Below are 2,898 nucleotides of genomic sequence, written 5' to 3'. Positions count from 1 at the left end.
TGCCGGTTATGATCGCAGAGAAGGAGTGAAGCACAGCAACGGGGAACGGCAGGAGCGCCGGAGGCGCTTTCGCCCTCCCCGTTTACCCCGAAGGGGTAGAGTTTTTTGCGGTTGCCCCGATGATATGCACCGGGGCCAGGATTTCCGATCAGATCGGTTCTTCGCTGTCACCTCCGTTTTCCTGCTCATAGTGCATCATGGCCATATTCAGCAGGACATTAAATCCCTCAATGCCAGCCCCGTCCGGCTCGCACTGTTCGCAGAGGTGCAGCAGATTTGCCAGAAAATCCGTGATGACAGTTTGCACGCTTTCGCTTTCCCTGTTCAGCCCGGTTTTACGGGCAAATTTCCAGAGCACATCTGCAGCCAGCGCGGCGTGATCATCGTTGCTGCGGATTTTTATCGGTTCAGCCTGGCCTTGCAGGCGTTCTGCCATCGTCTCCAGCACGGTGGCCGGAACAGCGTTCAGTGTGTTGCTTGTCATTTTCTCTCTCCCTGCGGCAGGTCTGCCCTGCCGCTCTGTCAGTCAGGCGGCCACGGTGGCCAGAAATTTTTTCATTGCATCCAGACGACTGCGAAATGCCAGACGGCCCTGCCAGTCATTGAAGTAATAAACAGGGGTGTAACGCACTCGGTTCGCTTTCAGGGTCAGCGTATTACCGGTCACGACTTTCGCGGGTATACCCAGCAGTGCCAGCTGGATAAAGGCCATATCTGCCACCATTGGATCGATGTCAGTGCAGGTGGCATACAGCTGTTGTGAAGGGTTATATCCCGCTTCAGCCATCCAGTATGCAAAGGCAATGACCATTCCGGCGCTACCACAGGCAGGCTCATCGAGCGTCATCCACCCCTCACGCTTTATCGTCTCCTGAGCGCCGGGCATGAGTAGTCCGGCCATCAGGCGGGAGATGCAGGACGGGGAGAAATACTGCCCCATTTCGTCCGCGCCCAGCTCCTGCTCCATATACAGAGCGCCGAGGAAATCATGAATGTCACCCGCCAGCCCCTCCACCAACAGGCAGAACAGCTGCTTCATGGCGTCCAGATCGTCCGGCTTATACCGTTCGCAGATGCGACGGCTGTTTTCGATGTTCTCCGGCGAGCGAATACGGGCCATATCCAGCTCGCTGGCTGCGAGGGTGATGAAGTCGCGGAACACTTCGGAACGGCGCATATTTTTCGCCATCTGACGGAAGACACTGGCGAATTCTTTACGCGCCTCAGCTGGCGACAGCATCCGGGCCGGTGCGGAAGCCCGCGGCTGCGGATCAGCCTGGTCGGCCATGAACAGGGATTCAAAACTCAGTTGTGACATGGTTTCTCCTTACCGGCCGCCCGCAGGCGGCCGTCTCCTGTTAAGCCAGTCCAAGCGCCGGGTAGACGCTGACAGCCAGACCACAGTCAGCATCGGTGGCGTAGCCCGTTTCGGCATTTACCACGGACAGGAACGGCTGCCACTGTGAGAAGCGCAGCGCGGGTACGCGAGCGCGTTTTCCGGCGCGGAGGGCATTTACAAATGCCTTCGCCTGTGCGACAGTTTGCGGGTCAAATTTCACGATCAATCTCCTTACTTTGGTTGTGATTGCCGTATCTCGTTTTGGTCGGCCAGATACGGCGTTGAGAAAGCAGGGGCAACCCTGCTTTTTTAATGCGCGGAATTCAGCGGCGCATCGAGACAGAAACGGGCGATCACGTCGCCAATCAGCTCCCGGTGATGGCGGGTGTGCAGGTCGTGGCACTCAAAGAAGCGCGCGCCGTACCGGACAAAAATCGCGGTCACATCCCCGCCCGTAAACTCCATCGACTTGAACGACTCCCCGCCATACCCTCTGCACCAGTCCACTGGCGGCAACGTTTCCAGCTGGCCGATGTACCGGGCCTCGGTGATTTCCACCCAGGGACGGCGATAGCCGTCATTCTGCTTTTCCTGCACCTGAGTCGCGGGGATCAGCTCCGCGTCCGGATAGAGACGGCGCAGGGATTCCAGCGTTTTCGCTTCACGCTGAGTTACCCACTGCCCGTCCAGCTGTGTTGCGCGGTCATAAACAGCGTTATGAGACGGAACGAAAAAGGCCATTAGTGCAGCGGTCGGGGTGTTAACGTTCATCTTTCATGCTCCTGTCTGATGAGGTTCCGTGCGGGGGCGGCCGCACGGGGTGAACCGGATTTAAATGTCGATACCTGCGCGCTCGATCAGGCGCACGAACTGTTTGAAGTGGTCAGCTTCAGCCACATGGATATGGCGGAACTGTTTATCGACGCCGCTGCTGAGGGCGTAGAAATAGGTGCAGCACATCGTTTCGGGGCAGCGTCTGCGCAGTTTCTTCAGCTCAGCAAGGCTGCTGAACTCCAGAACGTCGGCTTCCTCCTCAGAGTTTTTTTTCGTCTCAGCGACGAGGATCGTGTACGACACGGTTTTTCCCCCCATCTTTCTGGAAGATTCTTGAGCGGCGGTTTTGACGTTGACGTTTCGTGTGTGCATCCTGGTTTTCTCCTGTGGTGATGGTTGTCCATCTCCCTGGTGAGTTCTCTCGCGGCAAAGGGCAAAAGGAGCAACGGCGAAGGGAGGAAGGAAAGGGGTGGAGCCAAAAGTTTTTGCGGCACGCAAAAAGTTTTGGCGGAGTGCATTTCACCCCTTGGATGACGACCCGACGGTGCTACAAGCAGCCCTCCGCGTGAGGACGCACGGGGGATGGCCTCACCGGGGGAACAGGATGCACACACCCGACACGTCGGAACGGCGTGGCGCCATTAAAGCGACGGCATCAGCCGGCGCGGTGAAGGCGTTCCGGACGGCACGGCCGGAGAAGCCGCAGCCCTTGACCTTCGCCATCAGACCCTAGCGTCAGCCCGAAACCCGGAGGGGTTCGGCGGAGCCCGGCGGGTGCGTCAGCG

Annotated in this window: 5 protein-coding genes; all 5 read right to left on the bottom strand. The window is 58.4% G+C overall.

Translation table 11 applies throughout. The features are described 5' to 3' along the window. Window positions 1-148: 148 nt before the first annotated feature. Window positions 149-484: a hypothetical protein gene (locus D5066_RS22730; RefSeq protein ID WP_119917275.1), complete on the bottom strand. Its 336-nt coding sequence runs from the start codon at window positions 482-484 to the stop codon at window positions 149-151. 42 nt (window positions 485-526) lie between these two features. After that, window positions 527-1,318 (bottom strand): N-6 DNA methylase, encoded by a 792-nt coding sequence (locus D5066_RS22725; protein ID WP_119917274.1) that lies wholly within the window; start codon window positions 1,316-1,318, stop codon window positions 527-529. A gap of 40 nt (window positions 1,319-1,358) precedes the next feature. Further along, complete coding sequence (locus tag D5066_RS22720; protein ID WP_013087182.1) at window positions 1,359-1,559, bottom strand: hypothetical protein; 201 nt, start codon at window positions 1,557-1,559, stop codon at window positions 1,359-1,361. A gap of 89 nt (window positions 1,560-1,648) precedes the next feature. Then, a complete protein-coding gene (locus tag D5066_RS22715; protein ID WP_119917273.1) occupies window positions 1,649-2,110 on the bottom strand; it encodes a DUF1419 domain-containing protein in 462 nt (153 codons plus the stop codon). A 60-nt stretch (window positions 2,111-2,170) separates the two neighbouring features. Next, window positions 2,171-2,485 carry a hypothetical protein gene (locus tag D5066_RS22710; RefSeq protein WP_119917276.1) on the bottom strand — a complete coding sequence of 105 codons (315 nt, stop codon included), beginning with the start codon at window positions 2,483-2,485 and terminating at the stop codon, window positions 2,171-2,173. Window positions 2,486-2,898: the final 413 nt, after the last annotated feature.

Origin of the sequence: Enterobacter chuandaensis (assembly GCF_003594915.1) — a bacterium.
Classification (GTDB): Bacteria; Pseudomonadota; Gammaproteobacteria; order Enterobacterales; family Enterobacteriaceae; genus Enterobacter; species Enterobacter chuandaensis.
This window is presented reverse-complemented; position numbering and strand designations above follow the sequence as displayed.